Below are 24,949 nucleotides of genomic sequence, written 5' to 3' on the forward strand. Positions count from 1 at the left end.
AAAACTATATTTAAAGGTATAATAGATTTTGATTATTTCGAAGGTTCACTATGGGGGGATGCAGCCTGAAAACGAAACGAATTTCACTTCAAACCAAAATATTCGGGCTTACTCTATCATTAGGATTCTTGTTGGTTTTGCTTTTGACGGTATTTTTCAGCTATATGGAAAGTAAACAAATTGAGGAAAACAAAGGCCGGATGGCATTGGAAATCTCAAAAACGGTATCATTGATACCACCTATTATCGATTCCCTCCAAACTAAGAATCCATCCAAAACGATTCAGCCAATAGCCGAAAAGGTTCGCAAAGAAACGGGTGCTGAATTTGTCGTTGTGGGAAACAAGGAAGGAATACGATACTCACACCCTGTTCAATCGTTGATCGGGAAGAAAATGACAGGGGGAGATAACGAAAGGGCTATTTCCAAAGGTGAATTTTATGTTTCTCAGGCAAAGGGGACACTCGGCCCTTCGATCAGAGGAAAATCTCCCATTTTTAACAAAAAGGGAGAGATCATTGGAATTGTTTCGGTAGGTTTTCTCCTGGAAGACGTCCGCCATCAAATTATGGATAACCTCTACAAGGTCCTGCTTGTATCCTTCTTTGCGGTTTTCATCTCCCTCATTTGCAGCATTCTGCTGGGACGCAATATCCGCAAAGACACAATGGGGCTTGAACCCTATGAAATTGCCGCTCTTTATAAAGAAAAGAATGCGGTCATTCATGGGGTCAAAGAAGGGATTTTAGCTGTGAATAAAGATGGATTCATTACGACAATGAATCAGCCTGCGAAACGACTTTTAAATATAAAGGGATCTGTCCGTCATTTAAAGGTAGATGGCCTTTTTCCCTCCAAATATATAGATGAAGTCTTACAATCAGGAATTCCACATGTGGATAAAGAAACGGTTTGGAAGGACAAAACCGTTATTGTCAACTGCACCCCACTCTTCGACGGTACCGGTATAAGCGGAGTGGTTGCCTCTTTTCGTGATAAAACGGAAATTGAACAAATGGTCAACACCCTGTCAGAGGTAAAACGTTATTCCGATGACCTGCGTGCGCAAACGCATGAATTTACCAATAAACTATATGTGTTAATGGGCTTGCTTCAGCTTGGGGAATATGAGCAGGCGATCGAAATGATTGAAACGGAAACACAGGTTTTACACTTTCAAAATTCTGTTGTGTTTAAAAATATGAAAGATACAAAGGTCCAGGCGATCCTGTTAGGAAAATTGGGAAAAGCCTCCGAAAAGAAAATAAAGTTTGAAATTATACCAGAAAGCTATTTAGAGGCATTGCCTTCACATATTAAACTTTCATACTTAATTGTCATCCTTGGAAATTTAATCGATAATGCCTTTGAAGCGGTTTATGGGTTGGAATCTCCTGTCGTAAAGTTCTTTGCGACTGATATTGGCAGTGATATTATTTTTGAGATTTCCGACAATGGAAAAGGAATACAGGAGAATGAAATCCCACTTCTTTTTGAAAGGGGATATACATCGAAAAATGGAACGGAGCAGAGGGGATTTGGCCTGGCAAATGTGGAAGAATCAGTCCTAGAAATGAATGGGATGATGGAAGTGCAAAGTGACGAGAACAATGGCACAATCTTTACGGTGTATCTCCCTAAAGAAAACGAGAGGAGGCAATTACTTGGATAGGATTAGAACTTTAATTGCAGAAGATGATTTCCGTGTTGCTGATATCCATGAAAAATTTTTAAAAAAATTCAATGAGATCGAGGTGGTAGGGAAATCATTGAATGGAGAACAAACGCTTCAGATCCTACAGGAAAAAAAACCTGAGTTATTAATGTTGGATGTTTATATGCCTGACATGCTGGGTTCTGATTTGCTTCCCATCATTCGAGAGCGTTTCCCAAACGTAAGTATCATTATGATTACAGCAGCAACAGAAAAATTTTTCATTGAAAAAGCACTTGGATACGGTGTAGAGAACTATTTAATTAAACCGGTAAACAGGGAACGGTTTAACAAAGTCATGATGGATTATATAAAAAAACACTCCCTGTTATCTTCAAAACACGAGATTGATCAGGACTATGTTGACCTGCTTTTTGGAAATAAAAAGATAGAAAAAGCGGTAAAGGACATTGGGCTGCCGAAAGGAATTGATGATATTACCCTTGGAAAAGTGAAAAATGTCCTCCAGGTTAACAACCATGGACTTTCTGCTGAAGAAGTGGGAAATGAAATGGGGGCTTCCCGAATTACGGCACGGCGTTATTTGGAGTACTTATCTTCCATTCACGAAGCCAAAGCGGAATTAGTATATGGAATTGTCGGGAGGCCGGAACGAAAATATTATCCTATTTCATAAAAGGTTTATTAAGACCCATTTTTTATTTCTTCGGACGTACTGGTGCTTGTAATGGGACAGCAAATTCTGGAGGGCCTGTTAGGGGAACTAATGTAGATCCAACTGTAGTATATCCAACAGGAAAAACTCGCTCAGCTTTTAGAGCGCCACAACCAATTTGCAGAACACCACTATTGGTCATCCCACCAATTTTCAAAAAACCGATATCAAATGTTTGTTGAAGATATTCATCCATTTCAATCACCTCTTATTATTATATGATCAAGAGTTAGGTACAGTACTGATAAAAATAATGCCAAAGAGTTGAAATATTCACATAGTTAAATTGAACTTTTTTTGTGAACAAAATGTACAAAATTGATCTTTATTTACAAAAAGAACATTATTTTGCAAACGTTTTCACCCTGGAATATTTTGATTATTATTAATTTACAAACAAAAGGGGTGAAGATGTTGCTTACTATTTTAGGATTTTCATTGATTATTGTTTTCATGGTCTTAATTATGACCAAGCGCTTGTCTGCAATGATAGCTTTAATTGTAGTGCCGATTGTATTTGCTTTAATAGGCGGATTCGGAAAAGATATGGGGCCAATGGCGCTCGAAGGTATAAAAAGTGTGGCACCTACAGGAATCATGATCCTGTTTGCGATTCTCTTCTTCGGAATCATGATCGATGCCGGGGTATTTGATCCTATCATTTCTACCATTTTGAAGCTCGTAAAAGGGGATCCTGTAAAAATCGCGATTGGAACCGCCATTCTTGCATTATTAATCTCACTTGATGGTGATGGGACCACTACCTATATGATCACGATTTCTGCCATGCTTCCATTGTATAAACGGATTGGCATGAAACCATTAGTACTGGCTGGAATCGCCGTATCCGCTTCAGGTGTCATGAACCTTCTTCCATGGGGAGGCCCGACTGCCAGGGTCATGACTGCCTTACATCTTGAAATGGGAGATGTTTTTACACCGGTCATTCCTAGCATGATTGGTGGAGTGTTATTTGTCTTATTTATGGCTTACAGCCTTGGAAGAAAAGAGCGTAAGCGCATAGGCGTTTTGGAAATTGATGTTCAAACAATGGCCGAGATAGCAGCTACTACAGCGGATGTATACCTCAAACGTCCGAAGTTAATTGTAGTTAACTATTTATTAACAATTCTGCTCTTATTTGCCCTTATTAAGGAATTGCTGCCTACCACTGTCTTGTTTATGATTGGATTTGCCATTGCTATTACGATTAATTATCCAAATCTTAAAGAACAAAAAGAACGAATCATGCATTATGCCGATAATGCTTTATCGGTTGTGTCAATGGTATTTGCCGCTGGTATATTCACTGGTATCCTTACGGGGACCAAAATGGTCGATGCCATGGCCCATACAATGATTTCTCATATCCCGGCAACTTTTGGCTCCCATTTTGCCCTAATTACAGCGATTATTAGCGCGCCGTTTACCTTCTTTATGTCCAATGATGCTTTCTATTACGGAATTTTACCTTTACTTGCAAAAGCTGCCAGCGGGTTCGGTATAGACCCGGCATTGGTTGGCCGCGCGTCACTGATGGGATTACCGGTGCATTTATTAAGTCCTTTAGTACCTTCCACCTATTTATTAGTAGGAATGGTTGGAGAAGATTTCGGAGACTTGCAGCGCATGATTCTTAAATGGGCCTGCGGTTCAACTGTGATTATGATCGTCGTTTCCCTTGTTTTGTCCATTTTTCCAATCTAACTCATGGTTTAAATTAAAATTTATTTGCAATGAATCAGAAAGGATTAAAAAAAATAAAAATTCGAAATAAACTTTTTTAAAACTATGATATAATGAAATAAAAAAATCTACGGCAACGAAGCCCATTTCCTATTGGAAGTGGGTTTTCTTTTGTTAGGAGGTACTTTTGATGTCTGAAGAAAAACAACGTTTTATACAAGAATTTGTCCCCGGGAAGCAAGTTACCTTGAGCCATTTGATTGCCAATCCAGATGAAGTGCTCTTTGAAAAATTAGGAATACAAAGTGCGGGTTCGATTGGAATTTTAACCTTGACTCCCAGTGAAACTGTCATTATAGCAGGAGATTTAGCCACCAAGGCAGCCAATGTGACGATTGGTTTTCTGGATCGCTTCACGGGAAGCCTGGTCTTAGTTGGCAGTGTATCTGAAGTCGATATGGCGATGGGAAGAATCAATCAATTTTTATCAGAAACTCTTGGGTATACCCCTGCTGCTATTACGAAGTCATAGGAGGCGGAAACATGTTTACAACGTCTAATCGTGCGATGCTGATTGGGTCAGTAGGTGCAGGGAAATCAACTTTAACAAACGCTCTATTAGGACGAAAAGTGGATGCAGTGAAAACACAGACCCTTCATTATTATGACTGGATTGTGGATACACCTGGTGAATACGTAGAAAATCCTCTATTTTATAAATCGATTATGGTTACAGCCCTTGAAGTTACGCATGTATTGTTTATTCAGGATGCAACCAATCAAAGGGTAACTTTTCCTCCGGGCTTTTCTTCAGGGATCCCTAAATTGGCGATTGGGGTGGTAACGAAGGCAGATTCTGAGCAAGCAGATGTTGAAGCAGCCATCTCTAAATTAAAGAAATCAATGATTCAAGGACCAATCGTTGTATCATCAGCCTTTACACAACAAGGTATGGAAGAAATAAAGGGGTTTGTTTCGTGCAATTCTTATAAAGAAATGAAGGATTACTATGAAAAAGTGAAAAATTTGTGTCTTTTTTTTAAAGAAAGCCTTTTCAAATGACTGAAAATTTTGTAATATAATAATATAAAACAAATTCATAGGAATATAGGCAAAGGCGCCTATCCACATAGAAGGTCTATGTAGATTGGTGCCTTTTTTATCTGAAGGGGCATCAACAACATGATCGAAATAAACGAAGAAATTTCAAGTCTATGCAAAAAGTTTACTTCATTGTCAGAAAAAGATGTTGAGCTAATTGTTGAGAAAAGTAAATCACTGCAGATGATTGCAGATCTTGCCCAAGGGAATGTTTTTATCGATTGTGTCACCAATGATCCCGAAACAGCGATTGTGGTAGCGGAGGCAGTACCAACGACGGTTCCCTCGCTATACCGCTATCGGGTTGTTGGGAAAAAGATTTTATCAACCTATGAACCAGGGGTTTTTAAAGCGTATCGAACCGGAAAACCGGCATTAATGAATCGTGCGTTAACACATGAAGGGTTGCATGTTTGTCAAAATGTCACTCCTATTAAAAATGACGCCGGATTGACAATTGGACTATTAATCTTGGAAACTGACGTAACCCAGCAGGTCGAGCAGGAGCAGGAACTTGCCCTGTTATCAGAAACGACGGCGGAATTTGGCCGGACCTGGGATATCGCTTTAAAGGATCAAATGATTCCGGATTATCTTGAAGAGGCCCTAATCCTATTAGGGGAAGATGGTATCATACAGTATGCAAATAGCTTTGCAATGGGATTAATCAATAAATATAGCCTCATTAAGCCCAAGAAATTAACGAATCAAAACATCTTAACGGTTTTACCGTTTATCGATCAGACAGATTTTTCACATCGGGGGATTACACAACGCGAAGTGAGAAGCATGGATAAGGTTTTTATTCTCCGTTCAATTTGTTTACTAAATAAAAAGGCGGATTCGAAACGAATGCTCCTCTATATTCGTGATATTACAGATTTACGTGATAAGGAGCGACAGTTGATGGTGAATCAGGTTGTCATTAAGGAAATTCACCACCGAGTCAAAAATAATTTACAAACGGTGGCAAGCTTGCTCCGCATGCAAATGAGACGCGGTGTACCGGAGGAAACAAAACAATTATATCAAGAAAGCCTTAACCGAATCGCAAGTATTGCAGCTGTTCATGATGTCTTGTCAAGCAGCGGAATTGAAAAGGTAAATATGGTTGAGATCATTAAAAAAGTAACAACAGGTCAAGCTTTTTATCCATACCAGCCAAACTGTTCAGTCGCCATAAACCTATGTACAGAAGAGGAAATTGAGTTGGATTCGTCCAAAGCAGTTTCACTGGCCCTCATTGTAACGGAATTGATTCAAAACTGCATGAAGCATGCATTTATTGGGCGGTCCACCGGCAATGTCACGATTCATTTTAAGCGCAATGGGGAACTCATTGAACTTGGTGTGATCGATGATGGCAATGGGATTGACCCTGCTATCGAAACGGACCATTTAGGAATTGAGATTGTAAAAAATCTTACCAGCTACGATTTAAATGGGACTTTTGAGTTTCTGCAGCAAGGCGTTCAAGGGACAAAGGCATGGGTTACATTCCCTGATAGAGAGGATTGAATGGACATGAGCAAATATAGATTGATGGTAGTGGAAGATGAATCCATTTTACGCATGGACATTAAAGAAATGTTAATAGAAGCCGGCTACGAAGTCGTAGCCGAAGCAAATTCAGGTGATAAAGCCATTGAATTGGCCTCCGTTCACAAGCCGGACTTAATCGTCATGGATATCAAAATGCCGAAAATGAATGGAATTAAAGCAAGCCGGATCATTTATCAAGCATTCCAAATCCCGTCTATTCTCTTAACGGCATACAGTGAACGCGACTTAGTGGAAGAAGCGAAAAATGCCCATATCCTTGGCTATCTGGTTAAGCCAGTCTCAGAAAGGGACCTGATTCCGGCCGTCGAAATTGCCTTGGCGCAAGCGAAACGGTTGGAGACTTTGGCAATGGACATTAAAAAAATGGATGAAAAAATTCAGGACCAAAAGGTGATTCAACGGGCCAAAGGAATTTTAATGGAAGTCTACCAGGTAAGTGAAGAACAGGCCTTTAAAATGTTAAGGTCCCATAGTATGAACTATGGAAAAACAATGAAGGCAGTAGCAGATTCGATTCTTCTTCATCGAAAATTGGAATCCGATGTCACGGATGTTTAATTCAAATGCATACAATCAGGCAACGGCGCCTAAATATCGATCGATGATCGTTATTTAGGCGCCGTTTTCTGTGAGAGAAGGTGGAATTCTTGAAAAAAAATGAGCAAATCATTAGTGCCGGGATCGATATTGGGACCAGTACGACGAAGCTGATATTAAGCCGGTTTACACTTGTGAACACAGCCGGTACAACCCACGTACCTCGAATAGAAATTACGGATAAAGAAATCATTCACAAAAGTTCCATTTACCGGACACCTCTTTTAAACGATACATTAATAGATATGAAAGCGGTTCTTCGGCTTGTTGCACAGGAGTATCAAAAAGCTGGTGTTCGGTCGCAGGATATTCAAACAGGCGCCATTATCATAACAGGGGAGACAGCAACGAAACAGAATGCGGAAGAAATGCTTCATCTTTTATCAGAGGAAGCCGGAGAGTTCTTGGTAGCCACTGCCGGACCTGATTTAGAAGGAATCATCGCAGGAAAAGGCTCCGGTGCGTTTCAGCGTTCAAAGGAAACGGGAAAAACGATTGCCAATATCGATATTGGCGGCGGAACAGCGAATATTGCCGTCTATCAAGCTGGAATATTACGAGGAACTTGCACTCTTCATATTGGGGGACGCCTGATCGAATTTGAGCACGACAGGGTGAAAAATGTTTCCGCTCCTGTACGGGAATTATTGAAGGCTTTTGGGTTATCTGTTAAAGCTGGCGATATGGTATCGCTTGATTTCATAGGCCCTGTAACAAGGGCAATGGCAAGGATTTTGGTGCATATTTTACAACGTAAAATAACAGAAGAGGACGAAGTATTGCTGCTTGGACATCCGCCCGATTGGGAGGTTCCAATTGATCAAATCATGTTCTCCGGCGGAGTAAGTGAATGCATTTATGGGCATGAGCCATTATCAGGTTCTTACACAGATATAGGGGTCTATTTAGCAAAGGCTCTACAGGATAATCAGGAGCTACAAAGCTGGGAGTGGATTCCCCCGGTTGAAACAGTCAGGGCAACGGTACTTGGCGCAGGTACCCAAACCACCCATATCAGCGGGGCAACGATCCAGGTGGATGCCGCAAGATTGCCGTTGAAAAACCTTCCAGTCTATCAACTTGATATGAATCAAAATCTGGAGGATGGATCGAGCAAAGTGAAGAACGCAATCCAGCAGGCTATCCAAGTGTACGATCCGTCCCTTGAAGGAAAAAACTTTGCATTATATGTAACGGGACTTCCTTTTCTTCGATTCAGGGATGTTCAGCAACTAGGGAATTGGCTACTTGAGGCCTATAAACTCCAGCCAAACCAGTCGAACCCTATTGTTATTGTGCTTGAAGATGATTTGGCAAAGGTCCTCGGCCAAACGTTGCAAACATTACAGTCTGGCCGGGATGTAATCTGTATTGATCAAATCCTTGTTGAGCAAGGAGATTATTTAGATATCGGCAATAAGCTGCAATCAGAAGTAGTTCCCGTCGTCATTAAAACGCTAGCATTTCATTCATAGGAAGGAGGCATCAATTTATGATTATGAAGACTCGTTTGCTCGGTCAAGTTTATCAATTTTCTAACTTGACAGAGCTTTTTGCGAAAGCGAATGAGGAAAAATCCGGAGACCGTCTGGCTGGAATTGCAGCGGAATCCGTTCAGGAGCGCATTGCAGCCAAGCAGGTTTTGGCAAATATAACAGTCAGTGATATTCGAAATCATCCGCTTCTTCCTGCAGAGGAAGATGAAGTTTCAAGGATTATTGAGGAACAGGTAAATGAACCTGCCTATCGCAGAATTCAAAATTGGACCATTGCCGAACTTAGGGAATATATCCTTGATGATACGACAACAGGAGAGGATCTGTTCCGCTTAAGCCGCGGGCTTACAAGCGAAATGATTGCGGCAGTCACAAAACTGATGTCTAATTTGGATTTGATTCATGCCGCAAATAAATTAGAAATTATCACGAAATGCAATATCGCGATCGGCCATAAAGGCACACTCGCCTCCCGGCTGCAGCCCAACCACCCGACAGACAGTGTGGAAGGGATGCTTGCTTCATTAAAAGAGGGCCTTTCTTACGGAATTGGCGATGCAGTCATCGGGATTAATCCTGTTGATGATTCTGTTGAAAGTGTAAAACGCTTATTGCAGGCAACACATGATTTTATCGAAGATTGGAAGATTCCAACCCAAAACTGTGTGCTGGCGCATGTCACCACACAAATGAAGGCGATTGAGCAGGGAGCTCCGGCCGATATGATTTTTCAAAGTATTGCTGGAACGGAAGCAGCTAATAAATCGTTCGGGATTACCGCTTCGCTGTTGGATGAGGCAAATCAAATGATCCGTCAACTAGGAACTTCAGCAGGTCCGCAGCGTTTATATTTCGAAACAGGTCAAGGGTCGGAATTGTCTGCGGAAGCCCATTTTGGAATGGATCAAGTGACCTTGGAATCCAGGAATTACGGTTTTGCCAAACGGTATGATCCATATATTTTGAATACGGTTGTCGGGTTTATTGGACCAGAGTATTTATACGACAGCAAGCAGGTGGTTCGTGCCGGACTTGAGGACCATTTTATGGCCAAGATGCACGGAATCCCAATGGGCGTGGATATATGTTACACGAACCATATCCGTGCCGACCAAAATGACATAGAAAATTTAGGGGTGCTGCTTACGGCTGCAGGTGTTAATTTTGTCATAGCTGCACCAATGGGAGATGATTGCATGCTAAACTATCAATCTCTCAGCTATCATGATGTGGCTACATTACGCCAGACGCTGAATCGCCGTCCTGCACCATTGTTTGAAGCTTGGCTTGAGAATGTCGGGATTATGAAAGACGGCAAACTCACATCCCGTGCAGGGGATTTAACCCTTTTTCATAAGTAAGGAGGTGAGAGGATGGACACAGAATTAATCGAGTCGATAACCAGAATAATTGTAGAGAAAATGAGAAAATCACAAGATGAAAAAACGGCTAGCGTTTCATCCGATACAGGTGCCGGAATGGTAAAACTGTGGGACCACTTATCAACTGATAATAATTATAAGATTACTGACCCCGGTACACTGGAAACTGCGGAACCGGCCGCAGGTTCAGAAGGCTTGGTCAAGCTTTGGAATCATGTAGAAATCCGTGAAATTAACACGAAATGTTGTCAGGCGGCGGAGGATGCCATTCTTCCTGAGCTGCAAACGAATGTTGGCGTCGACTCCCCATGTAATCCGACAGTTTTGCAGGAGTCGATCGCAAAAACACCGGCAAGGATCGGAATTGGGCGCGCTGGGCTTCGCCCTAAAACAGAGACATGGCTTCGGTTCCGTCTGGACCATGGAGCAGCTGTGGATGCGGTGTATGGCAGTGTTCAACAGGAGCTGCTCGAATCTCTTAATCTCTTTTCCGTTAGTACAATGGTCGATCATAAAGAAGAATATATCCGCCGGCCAGACCTGGGAAGAAAACTATCGGAGGATGCGAAAAGGACGATCCGTGAAAAATGCCAATTTCAACCGAAGGTCCAAATTATTGCTTCCGACGGGCTAAGCTCTCAAGCAATCGAAAAGAACCTTGAGGATGTTTATCTATCGTTTTTGCAGTCGCTTGACCAATTAGGGATTGAGTATGGAACACCTTTTTATATTGAAAAAGGCAGAGTGGCTTCCATGGATGAAGTCGGAGAGGTGTTAGAGCCTGAAGTGGTCATTCTATTTATCGGTGAACGTCCGGGGCTAGTAAGCTCTGAATCTCTCAGTGCTTATCTCTGTTACATGCCAAGAAGAGGCACGATTGAAGCGGACCGAATGGTTATTTCCAACATTCATTCAGGCGGGATTCCGCCGGTGGAGGCGGGTGCCTATCTGGGAAGTGTTGTGCAAAAGATTTTAAAGTACCAGGCGAGCGGTGTCTCACTGGTTCGAAAAGAAAGTTAGGAGGGATGGAATCGATGAAGTTGCAACCGATAAAAGCAGAGGTTTTAGCTGTTCGGATCATCCCTAATGCCGATCTGGCACTTGCTCAGCCCTTTCAACTAAAACCGCATCAGCGAAGTTTGGCGATTCTCACTTGTACCATCGATGACGTGGGCTATACGGCAATGGATGAAGCGACGAAACGGGCAGATGTCGAAGTAGTGTATGCGAAGTCGTTTTATGCCGGGGCAAGTCATGCATCTGGTCCATTATCAGGAGAGTTTATTGGCATCATCGCCGGCCCTTTTCCGGATGAGGTGATTAGTGGAATCGAGGCTGCAAGACATGTCATTGAAAATGAAGCCTATTTCGAGGCTCTCAATCCTGAAGGAACCCATTCATTGTATGCTCATGTTGTTGCGAGGACGGGAAGTTATTTATCGAAGCTTGCCAATATTGACGAAGGTGCTCCTCTGGCATACCTGATTGCACCTCCATTAGAAGCGATGTATGGTCTTGATGCCGCTTTGAAAGCAGCAGATGTTCAATTAGCGGCTTTTTACGGCCCGCCTTCTGAAACAAACTTCGGCGGCGGACTTTTAACGGGAACCCAGTCAGCCTGCCGTGCTGCAGCTGACGCCTTTCGGCAAAGCATTATGGAGATTGCCCGCAACCCAATCGCGTATTAACCTAGAAAGGAGCAGATCAAATGCAACTTGATCAAGACCTACTCTCACTCCAGGAGATGAGAGAAGCTGTTAAAAAAGCAAAAGAAGCACAAACAAAATACAAAGAATTTTCACAAGAAGAGGTCGACCGGATTGTGGAGGCAGCTGCAAAAGCCGCCTTTGCAAGAAAAGACGAGCTCGCGAGGATGGCAGTGGAAGAAACAGGTATGGGGGTAGCCGAGCATAAGGCTATCAAAAACGAAGTAGCCTCGATGGGTGTGTGGCAATCGATTCGGGAGACAAAAACGGTCGGTGTGATCCGGGAGAACAAAAAGGATAAAGTAGTGGAGATTGCCAGTCCCTTCGGTGTGATTGCTGGGATTGTACCGACAACGAATCCGACATCAAGTGCTATTTTTAAAAGTTTAATTGCTTTAAAAACAAGAAATGCCATCGTCTTAAGCCCGCATCCATCTGCGAAAGGGTGCACGGTGGAGGCAGCGAGAATTTGCCTTGAGGCCGCAGTGAAAGCAGGTGCTCCCGAGGGAATCATTGGCTGGATTACAAGCCCGACAATGGATGCTACGCAAGGATTGATGAAGCATCGTGATGTCAACCTGATCCTGGCAACAGGAGGCGGTGCACTTGTAAAAGCCGCGTATTCTTCCGGAAAACCAGCCTATGGTGTAGGACCGGGTAACGTTCCATGTTATATCGAGAAAACAGCAGATATCAAAAAGGCTGTCAAGCGGATTGTTGACAGTAAAACATTTGATAATGGAACCATTTGTGCTACAGAACAAGCATTGGTGGTGGACCGCAGCATCCGGGAGGTGGCCATTCGCGAATTTAAGAACCATGGGGCTTATTTCTTAAATGATGAGGAAAAACAAAAAGTTGAAAAGGTGATTGTAACGGCACCTGGAAAGCTAAATCCAAAAATCGTCGGCAGATACGCATCTGTCATTGCAAAAATGGCTGGAATTGATGTTCCGGATGATACAACCATTTTGATCGCTGAAGAAGAAGAAGTGGGAAAAGGAGTTCCTTTTGCGATTGAAAAGCTTGCACCTATCTTTCCGTTTTATACAGTTGATGGGGAGAAACAAGCACATAACGTTTGTGACCTCCTTCTAGCACTGGGCGGGCGAGGCCATTCATTAGCAATTCATTCGACCGATGAACAGGTGATTCGAAGATTTTCGCTGCAAATGCCTGTATCAAGATTATTGGTCAACACGCCATCCTCAATCGGGGCTGTTGGCGGAACAACAGGGCTAAAACCATCTCTCACACTTGGTTGCGGATCATTTGGCGGAAACATTACGGGTGACAATATCAGCGCCGAACATTTAATCAATATTAAACGTCTTGCCTATGGCACAAAGGATATCGACGTTCCTAAATCGAAAATGACGGCAGTGGCGGAACGTGCATCCATTTCGGATCATCAAATCCAATCCGTCGTTGAAAAGGTCCTTGCAGGTGTAGGAAAAGGCACCCAATTAGATCAGAAATCGATTACCGAAATGGTAACCAAAGTATTGGCTCAAATGTAAAAAGATTCAAAACATAAACTACTACATTCAAATTTTAGGAGGAAAATAATATGTCAAGAGAACTTACTGCATTAGGAATGATTGAAACTAAAGGATTGGTTGCATCCGTTGAGGCTGCAGATGCAATGGTAAAGGCTGCAAATGTTCATTTGGTTGGGAAAGTTCATGTTGGCGGCGGTTTAGTAACGGTACTTGTACGCGGAGATGTAGGAGCTGTTAAAGCGGCAGTTGACGCAGGTGCTGCAGCAGCTGAACGTATTGGTGAACTATTATCGACACATGTGATTCCACGTCCTCATAACGAATTGGAGAGCATTTTACCAAAAATTCAGGGTGAGTAATGAAAGTAAGGGGGAAGGGGCATGAACTCCCACGTCATTCAAGCAATTGTTGAAAAGATTATAAAAGAAATGGAAAAAGCTGCAGAAACGCCTTCAATCCCGATTGGCGTTTCTGCCCGCCATGTTCATCTAAGCCAAGAGCATCTCGAGATTCTATTTGGAACAAATTATCAGTTGACAAAAAAATCGGATCTCTCCCAGCCTGGCCAATTTGCCGCAAACGAAACCGTAACCGTGGTTGGCCCTAAAGGAAGTCTTGAACGAGTTCGTATTCTCGGGCCCGTCCGAGGTGGAACGCAGATTGAAGTGAGTAAAACGGACTCTGTGAAATTGGGGTTAAATCCCCCTTTACGAGAATCGGGCAATATAAAAGGGTCATCGCCCGCAACGATTGTGGGTCCAAAGGGGAGTATTTATCTTACGGAGGGATTAATTATCGCTCAAAACCACATTCACATGGCGCCGAGTGATGCTGAGCAGTTTCAAGTTCAAAATGGACAATTTGTTCAGGTTAAGGTGCAAGGAAAGCGTCCGCTTTTATTTGACAAAGTGTTAATTCGGGTTTCACCCCGCTATCAATTGGAAATGCACATTGATACGGACGAAGCAAATGCTGCACTGTCTGTAACGGGAGATAAAGGAATCCTTTCTATTCCTAGTGAAAAAGGATGAGAATCAATCAAGGAGCACTAGAGAAAATTATTCATGAAGTGCTGGCCAGATTGCAGGAGAAGCCAAAACTTTTACTAGTAAATGATGGGACAAACAATCAAGTAAAGCTGGAGTACATTCTCTCAAAATTGCAAGTTCACTGGCAGGTTGAAGTGTATAACTCTCCTGATAGCATTCTGGAAGAACAATCTGACTTTGAGTATCTCGCTTTTTTGGATGTAAGCCAGGATATGCTGGCTCGGGGAGCGATGGGACTAACGGATACCCCCGGAAGTAAGCTCCTTGCAAAAGCCCTTCACAAGGGCTGCCCAGTTTTATTTGAACCCTCTGAAGATTTTGATTGGCTAGCAAAACAAGAAATCATGGAAGTTCCGGAACGAGTCAGGCGTTACCGTGCTCATTTCATACGGTACAAAAATCAATTGATGGAATTTGGGGTTTGGTTCGATCAGGTCGAGTCAATACGTCCTTCCGAGTTTCGTTACGACCGTAAAGTATTAACGGAAAAGGACATAGAGAGCCTAAACACAACGGAAATTCGTGTTTCTTCCAAAACCATTATTACTTCTTTGGCTAAAGATATCGCCAGAGATAGAGGAATCAAACTAAGAGTCGATTTTGAGGGGCAATCATAATGCAAATCGGTAGAGTGACGGGGAATGTATGGGCAACTCGAAAAGAAGACGGATTAACAGGACTTAAATTTTTATTTGTACAATTAGAGGACCCACAGGGATCGCCAAGCGAAACTTTTTTGATTGCAGCCGACCGTATTGGTTCGGGGATTGGTGATCGTGTCATAGTGACAAGTGGAAGTGCAGCACGTTTTATCTTTAAAAACGAGGATTTACCTATAGACGCAGTAATCATTGGCATCGTTGATTCTATAGACGTGGAAAGCAGGTGACATAAATGGGGAAAGCATTAGGAATGATTGAAACAAGAGGATTAATCGGATCCATTGAAGCAGCAGACGCAATGATCAAGTCAGCAGACGTATCATTAGTGAATCAGGAAAAAATTGACGGAGGATTAGTAACCGTCCTTGTTGAAGGTGATGTCGGAGCTGTGCAAGCTGCAGTGGAAGCTGGAAAATTAGCCGCACAGCGCGTCGGCCAATTGATTTCAGCTCACGTCATCCCTCGTCCTTTCGATGAGATAGATACCATCGTAAAAAAAAAAGTGACGTAGGACAAACAGCAGCAGTTTCCGAGTCCGAAGCTGGCCAAAAGCATGGAAAAATCGTGGACTCCGTTTTGCCGGTTGAGTCTTTAGGAAGTGAATCGGATATCCAATTAGACGGCAAAGAGCGAGGAATGACAGCTGCTAGCGATGGAACGGACACCGATGATTCATCCAATCAACAAGGGGAAAGTGAACGAGACAGGACAGAAGGAATCTTGAATAACTTGGTCGATCAAGCTTAAAAACAAACATCTCGAAACGAACTATATGGATAGGGATTTTTTTGAATAAAAATTGGTCAAATATAGGGGGGAAAGTTCTTGGCGTTCGGAATTATTTTACTTATTGTTACAATGGCAGTCATGGTTGGAATTTTTATGAAAGCGAATAAGGGAATCAAGACAGCACGTGCCAAAGGGGAGGCCGGAGACGATTTAAATTCTTTCGGGTATAAGCAAGAGCTGTTGCGCGATATGGGAGGCTTTTCAAACTTTGCCATTTCCTTTTCATGTATCTCTATCCTGACTGGGGGAGTCACGCTTTATGGTGTAGGCTTCACAAACGGCGGACCTGCGATTGTCGGAATTGGCTGGGTATTGGTAATTTTATTTTGTTTGTTTATGGCAGCTGCACTGGCGGAATTAACCTCCGCGATTCCTACTTCAGGCGGGGTGTACCACTGGGCGTCCATTCTTGGGAACCGCACCACCGGCTGGTATTCGGCCATTCTTAATACAATCGGCCAAGTCGCTACACTTGCCGGCATCGACTTCGGTTTGGCCGGATTTGCTTCCGCTTTGATTTGGACACATCCAACTACTACAGAAGTAAACCTTCTTTGTGCAGGGATTTTATTGAGTCATGCGCTTTTAAATCATTTCGGAATACATCTTGTTGCGAAGCTAAACGATATTTCTGCTGTTTATCATATGGTTGGTGTGGCTGTCATTGTGGGTGCATTGGCAATTTTCGCACCAAGTCATCATTCCATTTCTTATTTATTTGATACCACTTTTTCACCCCAAGCGAACAGTCTTCATATTCCATACGGTGTAGCGTTTTTATTCGGACTTCTTCAGGCGCAATGGACGATCACCGGATATGATGCCTCCGCCCACACCAGTGAGGAAACAATCGATCCGCGCGTTCGGGCTCCATGGGGTGTGTATTTGTCGGTAGTGTTTTCCGGAATCTTTGGATTCTTGCTCCTTGGAATGGTTACTCTTTCGATTACCAATCAGGCCGAGGTAGCTGCTGCTCCTAATGCATTTTTGACAGCAGTACAGCAGGGGCTCGGATCTAAATTCGGGTCGTTCCTTTCCTGGGGAGTGTCTGTTGCAATGTGGTTTTGCGGGCTTGCAGCAACCACATCTTCTTCAAGAATGATTTATGCTTTTTCGCGTGATAATGGACTTCCTTTTTCAGCATTATGGGGAAAAGTATCAGCGAAGTTTCGAACACCTGCTCCGGCCATTTATTTAGCCGTTTTTGTAGCTCTGTTGTTAGGGATCCAGCCAGGCGTTTATGCAGCAGTTACCGCTATTTCCGTAATGGGTCTGCATACTTCTTACCTTATTCCAATTATTTATAAGCTTCGTGCCATTTCACGAGGCGTTTGGACAGATGCGGATAATGGACCATGGCATTTAGGGAAGTGGAGTGTTCCTGTCAACATTATCGCTTTATTATGGATCGTCTTTTTCGATGTATTATTCGTCCTTGCACCAAACGATGTTACATTTGGAAGCTATACGATGCACTATACAACAGGAAAAGCGTTTTTAGTGATTATGGTACTTGTGGTCATGCTGTATTATGGTTTCGCCAAACGTGCTTACAAGGGACCTCATTTAGGTTCATATGCTGAAGTCAACATCCGTCTCAATCGAAAAGGAGCTCAACCAGAAAGAGAAGAAGAAGTAGTATAGGAGAGGATCGTTATGGGATTCAAAAGAAGAAAAATTGCTGTAATCGGCGCCGGATTTACCGGTGCCACAACGGCTTTAATGCTGGCACAAAAGGAATTAGGGGATGTCGTTTTACTTGATATACCCAGTCAAACAAATCCAACAATGGGAAAAGCATTGGATCTTCTTGAAGCAGGCCCTGTCCAAAAATTCAATGTGAACATAACGGGAACATCTGATTACGCTGATATCAGCGATGCTGATTTGGTAATTATTACTGCAGGTGTAGCCAGAAAACCTGGTATGAGCCGTGACGATTTGGTATCGATTAATGCCGGCATTATCAAAGATGTCTCCGAAAACATACGGGAGTTTGCACCTAACAGTTTTGTGATTGTTCTAAGCAATCCAGTTGATGCCATGACGTACGTCTGCTTTAAAACGACCGGATTTCCTAAAAATCGTATTTTTGGCCAATCAGGTGTATTGGACACGTCACGCTTTAATACATTTGTTGCTCAAGAATTAAATGTTTCAGTGGAAGATGTAACCGGCTTTGTTTTGGGAGGTCATGGGGATGATATGGTTCCGTTAGTCCGCTATTCTTATGCTGGAGGAATCCCACTGGAAAAATTAATTCCTAAAGAACGATTGGATGCGATTGTGGAACGGACACGAAAAGGCGGAGGGGAGATTGTTAATCTGCTTGGCAATGGTAGTGCGTACTATGCTCCTGCCGCATCTATTGTTCAAATGGCTGAGGCTCTTCTAAAAGATAAGAAAAGAATTCTTCCTGCTGTAGCTTACTTAGAAGGAGAATACGGATATCAAAATCTTTATTTAGGTATCCCTACTGTGATAGGCGGGGAAGGGGTCGAAAAGATCATCGAAATTCCTCTAAGCGAACAGGAAAAGAAGGCCCTGGATCAATCAGCTGAGTCCGTATTAAATGTCATGCAGCTTCTCTCATAAGAATATAGTAGGGTTCTTCCTAAAGTTGTGAGTTAAAGTGTCTATACTCATATCTTACTGAGGAGCCCTATTTTTTTTCAAAGTGGAAAAATAGTGATCAAAAGCTGGAGGAAAAATAATGACTTCTTTATCATTAAAAAGACTTGTTATGGGTCGCCCATTAAAAACAAGTGAAGCAGATGCAGAAAAAATGCCGGTATGGAAAGCTCTGCCTATCTTATCTTCAGATGCTCTTTCTTCTGTGGCATATGGAACAGAAATGATTCTGCTGGAACTTGCTACTGTTGGTGCAGCGGCATTTTCTTTTTCTATCCCCATTGCAATTGCAATCATATTATTAATCTCGATCCTAATCATCAGTTACAGACAAGTCATCGATGCCTATCCTCAAGGCGGCGGAGCCTATATGGTAGCAAAAGAAAACTTAGGTATGAATTGGGGGCGTTTAACGGGAGTTTCCTTACTTATTGACTATACACTAACAGTAGCCGTATCTATTTCTGCCGGAGTGTTGGCAATTGTCTCTGCTTACCCGATGTTGTCACATTATACAGTACCTTTGTGTATAATCATGATTTGGTTTATGGTATGGATGAATTTAAGAGGAACATCCGAATCAGGGAATGTTTTTGCAATACCAACCTATCTATTTATTCTTTCCATGCTCATTTTAATAGTGAAAGGAATATTTGATTGGGTGACGGGAAATGTACATAATGCCCATCATTTTACGACTCCTGGTACATTTCCAAAAACATTAACATGGTTTGTTTTATTAAAGGCATTTTCATCAGGCTGTTCGGCTGTAACGGGAATTGAAGCCATTTCGGATTCTGTACCAAATTTCAGGAATCCGCCTGCAAAAAGTGCAAAAAATACATTGGTTTTATTAGGAATCCTATTGGCCATTATTTTTGGCGGAATCACTTTACTGGCAATGGTATATGGAATTAGACCCGATAATACAGGTACAAAATCCGTTTTATCAATGTTGGCGGAAAGCATTATTGGACATGGTCCATTCTATTATATTATTCAATTGGTAACCATGTTAATTTTAACGTTGGCAGCGAATACAAGTTTTAATGGATTCCCAATCTTGGCATCCATAATGGCACAAGATAGAAATTTACCTCGGATGTTTAGTCATAGAGGAGATCGTTTGGCATATCACTATGGGATTGTAACATTAGGTGTACTTGCAAGTATTCTATTAATTGCTTTCAAGGGACGTACTGAGGCGATTATCCCTTTATATGCCATCGGGGTATTTTCATCCTTTACCATTGCACAATCCGCATTGGTACTAAAATGGGTAAAAGAAAAATCCACTGGTTGGAAACGTAAATCATTCATTAATGGTTTGGGTGCTTTTGTAACATTTATAGTATTAGCCATTTTTAGTATTACAAAATTTTTGGATGGTGCATGGATTGTTATTTTACTTACACCAGCGTTGCTTTTCTTATTAACAAGAATAAGCAAGCACTATGAAAGTGTAGCGAAACAATTAAAAGTCGAATTAACGGAACCCATTCCCTATTTGGAAACTGTCATTATTGTTCCAGTTGCCGGTATTCATAAGGTTGTCTTATCAACTGTTGCCTATGCAAAAACTCTTTCTCCTAATGTCGTAGCTTTTTATGTTGCCTTTTCTCCGGAGGATGCAAAAAAAATGGAGGAAAAGTGGGAACAATGGAATCCTGATGTTCGATTAGTGGTAGTCGTCTCACGTTATCGAACATTAATAAAGCCGCTGATAGAATTTATTGGACGTGTCGAGTATCGTTACAATGAGAAAAAAATCACCGTGTTATTACCTGAATTTATCACGCACAAGTGGTGGCATCGTCTCTTACACAATCAATCTGCGTTTCGGATACGTACCATTCTTTTGAATAGAAAAGATGTTGTAGTATCGACTGTTCCGTTCCATTTAAATGATTGATGACCATACTGGGCTTAGGATCGAAGTTAAAAGAAGTTATAGAAAACAGCTATTATTCATATCTGAATAAAAATAACACAAAAATTAGAAGCAAAACTATAATTCTCTTTGAAATGATGATATTTATTCGTTAATTTTAATAAAGTTTTCAGCTGAGTACATTATTGTTAATTGGATTTCTTAAAATCATTCAAAAACGAATAATCATCATTCACTTTTGAATGATTTTTTGTCAACAAATGGTTAAATTAATCATATTTATCTGAATTTTTGCACTTCCGGGCATTGGCACAATTCTTGCATTCTATATTATTGAATCTTCTTGAACAATCAAGGTGTGGTTCAAGTATTTTGGAATATCTATTTGAAGATTAAGGAGAGATTTTTATGGGAAACGTGAACATTGCATTAGCGCAACTTGTTTGCACTGATGGGCAGGTCGATAAAAATTTGCAAGTAATGGATTCAGTAATAAAGGAATATGGAGCCTCACATGACATTATTGTGTTTCCTGAAACTTTTACAATGGGATTTCCATCCAGAGATATTGCCAGAAAGCTAGCAGAACCAATAAATGGACCGATTATGAAACATATCGAACGTCAAGCCCGAGAAGCTAATACTTCAATTGTTACTGGATTATATGAACGAGATGGTGAAAGCGTATACAACACTACGGTTCTAGTATCACCTGAAGGGCTGCAGCTTTCTTACAGAAAGACCCATTTATTTATGGAAGAAGCGGAAAAGGTTGAGACAGGCAATTGCTTTAGGGCCTGTAATTGGCGTGATACACGTGTTGGCCTGCTCATTTGCTACGACTGTGAGTTTCCTGAAACAGCCCGTGCAGTTGCTGGACTGGGTGCGGAATTAATTCTCTTAACGAATGGGAATATGGCGCCATATGGTCCGGTTCACCGTGTTGCCATTCAAGCAAGAGCACAAGAAAATCAAATCTTTGTAGCGATGGCAAATAGAGTAGGGGTTGGAGGAAAGTATAACTTTGTGGGAGAAAGTATAATCGTAAACCCATACGGTGAAATTGTTGTCGCAGCAGGAAATGAGGAAGAAGTTATCTCTTCAACGATTGATACAAGCTTGGTAGAAAAGAGTAGGAGAGACTATCATTATCTCAATGAACGACGTTTATTTAAAGTTGAATCTCGTGAAATTAGCCCAGGAGTATTTGAAAATAAATTTTAGAAAAAAGCCAATAGATTGTGACAATGAACATATTAGCTTCAAATTAAAAATAGGGAGGAAACGGATTGATGAGTAATAACAACACTGCAACTGAGAATAAAAATAATGTTTCTTTAGCTCGGAGTCTTACGTTACTTCCAGTTGTTCTATTTGGAATCGCTTATATGACTCCAACAGTTGTCTTTGGAACATATGGGGTGCTGGTTCAAACAACCAATGGTGTTGCAACATCTGCCTATATCGTGGCACTTGTCGCTATGCTATTTACAGCATATAGCTACGGCAGAATGGTAAAAGCCTATCCAACGGCCGGATCGGCATACACATACGCCCGTAAGTCATTTGGTTCACATCTGGGCTTTATGATCGGGTGGGCTGTTTTATTGGATTACTTTTTCTTGCCAATGGCAGCTTGTGTTGTTTCAGCAGCTTTCTTAGGCTCAGCCATACCAGGGGTTCCTGCCTGGGTTTGGGTGATTTCAATCGTTGCGATTTGCACCATCTTAAACATTATTGGAATTAAAGTTTCAACGAATGTAAACCTTTGGTTGATGATTTTTCAACTCGTAGTAATCGCAACTTTTATCATTCTTACAATTAAAGGAATTCTTTCTGGAATTGGAACCGGTAAACTTGTTTCCAGCTTGCCGCTTTTCAATGCACATAGTTCATTCTCCACAATTATGTCGGGGGCATCGATTGCCTGTTACTCTTTTCTGGGGTTTGATGCGATTTCAACACTTTCGGAAGAAACGATCAATCCAGCCCGTACGATTCCGAAGGCTACAATTTTAGCAACACTAGGATGTGGTTTGATATTTATTATTGTATCTTATGTCGGGCAATTGTATCATCCGAGTGTGACTTTCTCAAGTACAGACTCGGCAGGTGCTGAAATTGTTAAGTTTGTAGGGGGGAACATTCTATCAGCCATTTTTGTTGCCGGATTCGGTGTCGGTGCCATAACTTGCGGAATTTCTGCACAGGCAAGTGTATCCCGACTTCTGTATGCAATGGGCCGAGATGCTGTACTCCCAAAACGAGTTTTTGGACATCTGCATCAGAAGTTTAAAACCCCCGTGTGGAATATTGTCATTGTTGGTATCGTGTGTTTGGCAGCGCTAAAACTAAATATCGCTACTTCGACTTCATTTATTAACTTTGGTGCGTTTACCGCATTCACATTCGTTAATTTGTCCGTCATTGTCCATTACTTTATCCGTGGGAAGCAGCGAACAGTTAAAAATGTAATAATGCACTTGGTTATGCCATTGATTGGCGCCGGGTTTACAATCTGGCTATTTGTACATTTGGATAAAAATGCGCTTTGGCTAGGTTCCATATGGGCTGTCATAGGATTTATTTACTTGGTCTTTTTGACGAAAATGTTTAGTAAGAGACCGCCAGAATTAGATTTTGCATCTGGTGAAGAAGCGGTAAATATTTAAAATCAATTTCAAGAAAAAGGGAATTCCCCGAGCGGTGAAAACTGCTAGAGGGATATTCCCTTTTTTATGGTTTAATTGAAATCTGTTAGGTTTGTTCAAACCTAACTTTCATTTTTGCTTATTAATTTCCTAGGAGAACTCTACGACCATTTTGTAAATGGTTTTCCACTTCTTTTATAGCTGCCGCTTCGTTCCCATTTTCCAATTCGGATAAAATTCTTTCATGCTCCTCATACGAGTTCTTAAGCCGTTCAAAATTCTTTTTAATAATTTCTTTCCCATAAAAATTAAGCTTTTCTTCAATGTTACTAAATGCGTTGTACATTTCTTTGTTATCAATAAACTCCATTAACTTTAAATGGAAGATCGTATCAAATTCGATAAATAGGTTGGGATCTTTTAATTCTATTTGTTCATATTGTTGTTTTAAAATTTCCTTTAATTCTTCAATCTGAGATTTTTCGATTCTATTTGCTAGCTTCTTAATGGCAAATGTCTCTAATGAAGTTCTCATTTCATAAACATCATTGATTTGTTTTACGGAAATTTCACAAATATAAATTCCCTGTTTAGGGAGAATCCGAACAATTCCATCGTGTTCTAACCGCTGTAATGCGGAACGAATGGGAGTCCTGCTCATATTTAATTTTTCGCTAAGAACATTTTCAGAAATAAAATCCCCAGGCGTTAATTTCCCATTCATAATCTCATCTTTTATTGCTAGATAAGCTTGATCTTTAAGAAATCCATTTTTAAGCTGCAGATTGCTCATCTTATCTATCTCCTTAACTATCGTATAGGATATTCGAAGGTAAAAATAGTAATCTATTTACCACAGTATCCTTAGTATACTTGTTGTATACAACGAATGCAATTCTTTTATTACTATTAATTTACAAATTATGAAAATTTGTAAATAGGAAGAAAATCTATTAAAAACATTATTGACAAACAATTCTGAATCATCGTAATATAGGCTTATGACTTGTATACAACAGGAATACAAGAAAAACACAAGTTAAAACATCTTTTAAATCACTAAAAAGGAGATGCAAAAATGAGTGTGAAAACGAACTATCTGAAAGAAATGAGTTGGAAAGCATTTAAGGAAAGAAAGGAAAGCACAGATCTCGTCATTATTCCTTCCGGGGCTTTTGAAGTATACGGTCCCCATTTACCTCTTGGCTCTGATACGTTAGTCTCGGTTAAAGTGGCTGAACTGGTCGCAGAGAGAGTTGATGCGATAATTTCTCCCACTCTAGAAGTTGGCGATTCTGCCATGCTTGATATTTTTCCAGGAACAATCACCATTAAACCTGAAAGTTTTAAAGCTTACTTGATTGATATTGTAAATAGTTTGAAGAAATGGGGATTCAAAGACTTTTTATTCATAAATACGCATCTTGGTAATGTCCCTATCATTGGCTCAGTCGCTCATGAATTGCAACGAGATGAGGACATTCGCTGTGCTCAAATAGATTACTGGCGTTTTATTAAATCACTAGATAAAGGCATCATTGAAACAGGCGATTTAGCACATGCCCATGCAAGTGAAGCAGGTACATCCGTGTTAATGTATCTTTACCCAGATCTTGTCGATATGGAAAAAGCAATCCATGAACCGCCTAAATTTAGCAGCCAATTTTCTGATTTTATTCAATACACACATTATGATGAACACACAACCTCAGGTACGATTGGCAACGCTACCTTAGGAACCCCAGAAAAAGGAAAGGCTTTAGTTGATCGTTCCGTTGATCGGATTGTTCAATTTTTACAGCAAAATTGGGAAATAAGAGAAAAGGTTTCAATGGCTAGATAATTATAATAA

Annotated in this window: 25 protein-coding genes and 1 pseudogene; 24 read left to right on the top strand and 2 right to left on the bottom strand. The window is 41.2% G+C overall.

Annotated features, from left to right (window positions below; translation table 11 throughout):
* Positions 1-50: 50 nt before the first annotated feature.
* Together ACZ5XR_RS08395 and ACZ5XR_RS08400 are read left to right on the top strand one after the other, a co-directional pair.
* Positions 51-1,673 (top strand): ATP-binding protein, encoded by a 1,623-nt coding sequence (locus ACZ5XR_RS08395; protein WP_464501207.1) that lies wholly within the window; start codon positions 51-53, stop codon positions 1,671-1,673.
* Positions 1,666-2,352 carry a response regulator gene (locus tag ACZ5XR_RS08400; protein WP_464501208.1) on the top strand — a complete coding sequence of 229 codons (687 nt, stop codon included), beginning with the start codon at positions 1,666-1,668 and terminating at the stop codon, positions 2,350-2,352. Before ACZ5XR_RS08395 ends, ACZ5XR_RS08400 begins: the two co-directional genes overlap by 8 nt.
* Before the next feature lie 22 nt (positions 2,353-2,374).
* Here ACZ5XR_RS08400 and ACZ5XR_RS08405 read toward each other — a convergent pair whose 3' ends face one another.
* Entirely contained in the window at positions 2,375-2,587 is a 213-nt protein-coding gene (locus ACZ5XR_RS08405) for a spore germination protein GerPB (RefSeq protein WP_464501209.1), read from the bottom strand.
* 188 nt (positions 2,588-2,775) lie between these two features.
* Here ACZ5XR_RS08405 and ACZ5XR_RS08410 point away from each other — a divergent pair, with 188 nt between their 5' ends.
* The 21 genes and pseudogenes from ACZ5XR_RS08410 to ACZ5XR_RS08510 all read left to right on the top strand — a co-directional run bounded on the left by ACZ5XR_RS08410 (position 2,776) and on the right by ACZ5XR_RS08510 (position 23,118).
* On the top strand, positions 2,776-4,098 hold the full coding sequence (locus ACZ5XR_RS08410) for a CitMHS family transporter (protein ID WP_464502263.1): 1,323 nt from the start codon (positions 2,776-2,778) through the stop codon (positions 4,096-4,098).
* Between the two features lie 169 nt (positions 4,099-4,267).
* Positions 4,268-4,609, top strand: coding sequence for an ethanolamine utilization microcompartment protein EutS (gene eutS / locus ACZ5XR_RS08415; RefSeq protein WP_464501210.1), 342 nt, complete (start codon positions 4,268-4,270; stop codon positions 4,607-4,609).
* A gap of 11 nt (positions 4,610-4,620) precedes the next feature.
* Positions 4,621-5,139 carry a EutP/PduV family microcompartment system protein gene (locus ACZ5XR_RS08420; protein ID WP_464501211.1) on the top strand — a complete coding sequence of 173 codons (519 nt, stop codon included), beginning with the start codon at positions 4,621-4,623 and terminating at the stop codon, positions 5,137-5,139.
* Positions 5,140-5,259: 120 nt separating this feature from the next.
* Positions 5,260-6,696 carry a sensor histidine kinase gene (locus ACZ5XR_RS08425; protein WP_464501212.1) on the top strand — a complete coding sequence of 479 codons (1,437 nt, stop codon included), beginning with the start codon at positions 5,260-5,262 and terminating at the stop codon, positions 6,694-6,696.
* A 6-nt stretch (positions 6,697-6,702) separates the two neighbouring features.
* A complete protein-coding gene (locus ACZ5XR_RS08430) occupies positions 6,703-7,299 on the top strand; it encodes an ANTAR domain-containing response regulator (RefSeq protein WP_464501213.1) in 597 nt (198 codons plus the stop codon).
* A gap of 80 nt (positions 7,300-7,379) precedes the next feature.
* On the top strand, positions 7,380-8,813 hold the full coding sequence (locus ACZ5XR_RS08435; RefSeq protein ID WP_464501214.1) for an ethanolamine ammonia-lyase reactivating factor EutA: 1,434 nt from the start codon (positions 7,380-7,382) through the stop codon (positions 8,811-8,813).
* Between the two features lie 17 nt (positions 8,814-8,830).
* Complete coding sequence (locus ACZ5XR_RS08440; RefSeq protein WP_464501215.1) at positions 8,831-10,195, top strand: ethanolamine ammonia-lyase subunit EutB; 1,365 nt, start codon at positions 8,831-8,833, stop codon at positions 10,193-10,195.
* Positions 10,196-10,207: 12 nt separating this feature from the next.
* Positions 10,208-11,236 carry an ethanolamine ammonia-lyase subunit EutC gene (gene eutC, locus ACZ5XR_RS08445; protein ID WP_464501216.1) on the top strand — a complete coding sequence of 343 codons (1,029 nt, stop codon included), beginning with the start codon at positions 10,208-10,210 and terminating at the stop codon, positions 11,234-11,236.
* 14 nt (positions 11,237-11,250) lie between these two features.
* Positions 11,251-11,904 (top strand): ethanolamine utilization microcompartment protein EutL, encoded by a 654-nt coding sequence (gene eutL, locus ACZ5XR_RS08450; RefSeq protein WP_464501217.1) that lies wholly within the window; start codon positions 11,251-11,253, stop codon positions 11,902-11,904.
* A 20-nt stretch (positions 11,905-11,924) separates the two neighbouring features.
* A complete protein-coding gene (locus ACZ5XR_RS08455) occupies positions 11,925-13,442 on the top strand; it encodes an acetaldehyde dehydrogenase (acetylating) (RefSeq protein WP_464501218.1) in 1,518 nt (505 codons plus the stop codon).
* 50 nt (positions 13,443-13,492) lie between these two features.
* Complete coding sequence (locus ACZ5XR_RS08460) at positions 13,493-13,783, top strand: BMC domain-containing protein (RefSeq protein ID WP_464501219.1); 291 nt, start codon at positions 13,493-13,495, stop codon at positions 13,781-13,783.
* A 21-nt stretch (positions 13,784-13,804) separates the two neighbouring features.
* On the top strand, positions 13,805-14,455 hold the full coding sequence (pduL, locus tag ACZ5XR_RS08465) for a phosphate propanoyltransferase (protein ID WP_464501220.1): 651 nt from the start codon (positions 13,805-13,807) through the stop codon (positions 14,453-14,455).
* Positions 14,452-15,090 carry a hypothetical protein gene (locus tag ACZ5XR_RS08470; protein ID WP_464501221.1) on the top strand — a complete coding sequence of 213 codons (639 nt, stop codon included), beginning with the start codon at positions 14,452-14,454 and terminating at the stop codon, positions 15,088-15,090. Before pduL ends, ACZ5XR_RS08470 begins: the two co-directional genes overlap by 4 nt.
* Positions 15,090-15,362 carry a EutN/CcmL family microcompartment protein gene (locus tag ACZ5XR_RS08475; protein WP_464501222.1) on the top strand — a complete coding sequence of 91 codons (273 nt, stop codon included), beginning with the start codon at positions 15,090-15,092 and terminating at the stop codon, positions 15,360-15,362. Before ACZ5XR_RS08470 ends, ACZ5XR_RS08475 begins: the two co-directional genes overlap by 1 nt.
* Before the next feature lie 5 nt (positions 15,363-15,367).
* A pseudogene (locus tag ACZ5XR_RS08480) lies at positions 15,368-15,616 on the top strand (BMC domain-containing protein); the annotation flags it as partial.
* An 83-nt stretch (positions 15,617-15,699) separates the two neighbouring features.
* Complete coding sequence (locus ACZ5XR_RS08485; RefSeq protein ID WP_464501223.1) at positions 15,700-15,882, top strand: hypothetical protein; 183 nt, start codon at positions 15,700-15,702, stop codon at positions 15,880-15,882.
* Between the two features lie 78 nt (positions 15,883-15,960).
* Complete coding sequence (locus tag ACZ5XR_RS08490; RefSeq protein ID WP_464501224.1) at positions 15,961-17,568, top strand: amino acid permease; 1,608 nt, start codon at positions 15,961-15,963, stop codon at positions 17,566-17,568.
* Between the two features lie 12 nt (positions 17,569-17,580).
* A complete protein-coding gene (gene mdh, locus ACZ5XR_RS08495; RefSeq protein WP_464501225.1) occupies positions 17,581-18,519 on the top strand; it encodes a malate dehydrogenase in 939 nt (312 codons plus the stop codon).
* Between the two features lie 118 nt (positions 18,520-18,637).
* A complete protein-coding gene (locus ACZ5XR_RS08500; RefSeq protein WP_464501226.1) occupies positions 18,638-20,467 on the top strand; it encodes an APC family permease in 1,830 nt (609 codons plus the stop codon).
* Between the two features lie 387 nt (positions 20,468-20,854).
* On the top strand, positions 20,855-21,670 hold the full coding sequence (locus ACZ5XR_RS08505) for a carbon-nitrogen hydrolase family protein (protein ID WP_464501227.1): 816 nt from the start codon (positions 20,855-20,857) through the stop codon (positions 21,668-21,670).
* A gap of 68 nt (positions 21,671-21,738) precedes the next feature.
* Positions 21,739-23,118 carry an APC family permease gene (locus ACZ5XR_RS08510; RefSeq protein WP_464501228.1) on the top strand — a complete coding sequence of 460 codons (1,380 nt, stop codon included), beginning with the start codon at positions 21,739-21,741 and terminating at the stop codon, positions 23,116-23,118.
* A gap of 121 nt (positions 23,119-23,239) precedes the next feature.
* Here the strand turns inward: ACZ5XR_RS08510 and ACZ5XR_RS08515 are convergent, their stop codons facing one another.
* On the bottom strand, positions 23,240-23,890 hold the full coding sequence (locus ACZ5XR_RS08515; RefSeq protein WP_464501229.1) for a GntR family transcriptional regulator: 651 nt from the start codon (positions 23,888-23,890) through the stop codon (positions 23,240-23,242).
* A 285-nt stretch (positions 23,891-24,175) separates the two neighbouring features.
* On the opposite strand from ACZ5XR_RS08515, the gene ACZ5XR_RS08520 reads away from it, so the two are divergent.
* Positions 24,176-24,940 carry a creatininase family protein gene (locus ACZ5XR_RS08520; protein ID WP_464501230.1) on the top strand — a complete coding sequence of 255 codons (765 nt, stop codon included), beginning with the start codon at positions 24,176-24,178 and terminating at the stop codon, positions 24,938-24,940.
* Positions 24,941-24,949: the final 9 nt, after the last annotated feature.

The organism is Neobacillus sp. Fa239 (genome assembly GCF_055395235.1).

Bases quoted from the DNA above. Each gene is read 5' to 3' on its own strand.
- ACZ5XR_RS08475 (WP_464501222.1), top strand. From the start codon at position 15,090: ATGCAAATCGGTAGAGTGACGGGGAATGTATGGGCAACTCGAAAAGAA.
- ACZ5XR_RS08510 (WP_464501228.1), top strand. From the start codon at position 21,739: ATGAGTAATAACAACACTGCAACTGAGAATAAAAATAATGTTTCTTTA.
- mdh (WP_464501225.1), top strand. From the start codon at position 17,581: ATGGGATTCAAAAGAAGAAAAATTGCTGTAATCGGCGCCGGATTTACC.
- ACZ5XR_RS08500 (WP_464501226.1), top strand. From the start codon at position 18,638: ATGACTTCTTTATCATTAAAAAGACTTGTTATGGGTCGCCCATTAAAA.
- ACZ5XR_RS08425 (WP_464501212.1), top strand. From the start codon at position 5,260: ATGATCGAAATAAACGAAGAAATTTCAAGTCTATGCAAAAAGTTTACT.
- ACZ5XR_RS08405 (WP_464501209.1), bottom strand. From the start codon at position 2,587: ATGGATGAATATCTTCAACAAACATTTGATATCGGTTTTTTGAAAATT.
- ACZ5XR_RS08440 (WP_464501215.1), top strand. From the start codon at position 8,831: ATGATTATGAAGACTCGTTTGCTCGGTCAAGTTTATCAATTTTCTAAC.
- eutS (WP_464501210.1), top strand. From the start codon at position 4,268: ATGTCTGAAGAAAAACAACGTTTTATACAAGAATTTGTCCCCGGGAAG.
- ACZ5XR_RS08505 (WP_464501227.1), top strand. From the start codon at position 20,855: ATGGGAAACGTGAACATTGCATTAGCGCAACTTGTTTGCACTGATGGG.
- ACZ5XR_RS08520 (WP_464501230.1), top strand. From the start codon at position 24,176: ATGAGTGTGAAAACGAACTATCTGAAAGAAATGAGTTGGAAAGCATTT.
- ACZ5XR_RS08420 (WP_464501211.1), top strand. From the start codon at position 4,621: ATGTTTACAACGTCTAATCGTGCGATGCTGATTGGGTCAGTAGGTGCA.
- eutL (WP_464501217.1), top strand. From the start codon at position 11,251: ATGAAGTTGCAACCGATAAAAGCAGAGGTTTTAGCTGTTCGGATCATC.
- ACZ5XR_RS08455 (WP_464501218.1), top strand. From the start codon at position 11,925: ATGCAACTTGATCAAGACCTACTCTCACTCCAGGAGATGAGAGAAGCT.
- ACZ5XR_RS08460 (WP_464501219.1), top strand. From the start codon at position 13,493: ATGTCAAGAGAACTTACTGCATTAGGAATGATTGAAACTAAAGGATTG.
- ACZ5XR_RS08515 (WP_464501229.1), bottom strand. From the start codon at position 23,890: ATGAGCAATCTGCAGCTTAAAAATGGATTTCTTAAAGATCAAGCTTAT.
- pduL (WP_464501220.1), top strand. From the start codon at position 13,805: ATGAACTCCCACGTCATTCAAGCAATTGTTGAAAAGATTATAAAAGAA.
- eutC (WP_464501216.1), top strand. From the start codon at position 10,208: ATGGACACAGAATTAATCGAGTCGATAACCAGAATAATTGTAGAGAAA.
- ACZ5XR_RS08395 (WP_464501207.1), top strand. From the start codon at position 51: ATGGGGGGATGCAGCCTGAAAACGAAACGAATTTCACTTCAAACCAAA.
- ACZ5XR_RS08470 (WP_464501221.1), top strand. From the start codon at position 14,452: ATGAGAATCAATCAAGGAGCACTAGAGAAAATTATTCATGAAGTGCTG.
- ACZ5XR_RS08430 (WP_464501213.1), top strand. From the start codon at position 6,703: ATGAGCAAATATAGATTGATGGTAGTGGAAGATGAATCCATTTTACGC.